General features: G+C 71.5%; 2 protein-coding genes. One reads left to right on the top strand and one right to left on the bottom strand.

Features of this window, described 5'->3' with window-relative positions:
* Positions 1 to 1,239, bottom strand: a 1,239-nt coding sequence (locus CH341_RS31025; RefSeq protein ID WP_146604704.1) for an FAD binding domain-containing protein, incomplete at its 3' end; no start/stop codon positions are given.
* A gap of 53 nt (positions 1,240 to 1,292) precedes the next feature.
* On the opposite strand from CH341_RS31025, the gene CH341_RS31020 reads away from it, so the two are divergent.
* A complete protein-coding gene (locus CH341_RS31020) occupies positions 1,293 to 1,772 on the top strand; it encodes a cupin domain-containing protein (protein ID WP_245431335.1) in 480 nt (159 codons plus the stop codon).
* Positions 1,773 to 1,872 lie beyond the last annotated feature (100 nt).

The raw sequence follows: 1,872 nt of genomic DNA, 5'->3' as shown, positions 1-1,872 counted from the left end.
GCCGGTGAGCCCGCAGAAGACCTCCCGCTGGCCGCGCTCGTACAGCACCGGAGCATCGCTGCATCCGGTCTCGGCGGTCTGGCTCGCCTGCAGATAGGCGCCGAGATGACGGGCGCGCTCGACGATGCGGCGGTTGACCGGCAGGCGCGCCGCCTCGAAGGCGCGGAGCGCCGCCGGCACATCGTCGGCCTCGGCCACCGCATCGACCAGCGCGGCCGCGTCGTCGGCCGCCTTGGCGACGCCAGCGGCGACATGCGGCCGCGCCACGCAGGCCGCGTCGCCGACGATCGCCACCCGGCCGAAGGCCAGCCGCTTCGCCTCCAGATCGTAGATCGGCTGGAGGATCGGCTCGTCCATCAGCGCCACCAGATCGGCGAGCTGCGGCGCCAGCAGCCGGCGCGCATCGTCCATCAGCTCGGCGATCGCGGCGCGACGCAGCAGCGGCGGCGGGATCGAGATCGCGTGCGTCGTGCCGGTCTCGTCGGTGAGCAGCTCGCGCAGCTTGCCGCCCTCGTCGGCCGGACGGTACCAGACGATGTTGTAGCGGCGATGGCCGCGGCGCAGATCGTCGTCCGGTCCCGCCACTGGATACCCCAGGAACTGCTCGCCGGGCGGCAGGCAGAACGTCATCAGCTCGAACAGATCCGCCCGGGCGGCGGGCGAGAAGTCGCTCTCGTCCAAAAGGCTGCGCCACGCCACGTAGCCGGCATAGAGCGGCACGATGGCGGGATCGCAGGCGTGCCGCACCGTCGAGCGGATGCCGTCGGCGCCGACCAGCAGGTCGGCCTGCGCCGTGCCGCCGTCGGCGAAGCGTGCGACGACGCCCGCGTCGGTCTGCTCCAGGCCGGCGAGACCGCGACCGCGATGGTAACGGGCCGGCGGAAACGCGTCGCGCAGCAGCCGGTAGAGCCGCTCCCAGGCCGTCAGGGTCTGGGCGCATTCGAGCCGGTCCGCCACGCGGCCGTCGGCCTCGAGGATCTGCCGCGTCGTGACCTCGACGCCGAGATCGTGCGTGTCGAGGCCGATGGCGCGGAGGCGCGCGATCAGATCCGCCTGCGCCACGATACCGGCGCCGCGGCCCGACAGCTCGCTCGCCACGCGCTCGTAGACGTCGACCTCCCAGCCGCGCTTGCGCAGCAGGAGACCGGTCAACAGCCCGCTCATCGAGCCGCCGACGATCACGGCGCGCCGCCCGCCCGAGCCGTTTCCGGCATCGTGTCCTCGTGATGGACCGCTCATTCCCCCCTCCGCGTTCGGTTGTTATAGTCAGTCGTATAACCTGGAGGACCCCCATGGACGCAACGACGCCAGCAACGACCAGCGCCATGACCATGCTGGACAAGAAAGCCGCGGCCGTCGACACCTCCGCCTGGCCGGCCGGCATCCGCCAGGAGTTCGAGCGCGAGGCGCGGTCGCCCAACGGCTGCGTCGGCCACGAGCTCGTCTCCGAGACCGAAACGGTGCGGGTGTGGATGATCCGGCTGGCCCCGGGCGAGCGCATCGGCTTCCATCGCCATGTCCTCGACTATTTCTGGACCGCCGTGACGGCGAGCCGCGGGCGGCAGCATCTGATGGACGGCACCACGGTGGACTACACCTACCAGCCCGGCGAGACGCGGCACGAGACCTACGGGCCGGGCGAGTTCAAGGTGCACGATCTGGAGAACATCGGCGACTCCGAGATGGTGTTCATGACGGTGGAAACGCTGAAGAGCGCCAATCCGCCGCTGCCGATCCCGGCCAGCGCCCGCCGCCAGGCCGCCGCGGCATAGTCATTCCGGGGCGCGAACCGCGGGTTCGCGAGCCCGGAATCCATACGCCCGGTGCCGGTGGCTCACGGAAGACCGGGGGTATGGGTCCCGGGCTCGACGC

Source organism: Rhodoplanes roseus (assembly GCF_003258865.1).
Taxonomy (GTDB): Bacteria; Pseudomonadota; Alphaproteobacteria; order Rhizobiales; family Xanthobacteraceae; genus Rhodoplanes; species Rhodoplanes roseus.
This window is presented reverse-complemented; position numbering and strand designations above follow the sequence as displayed.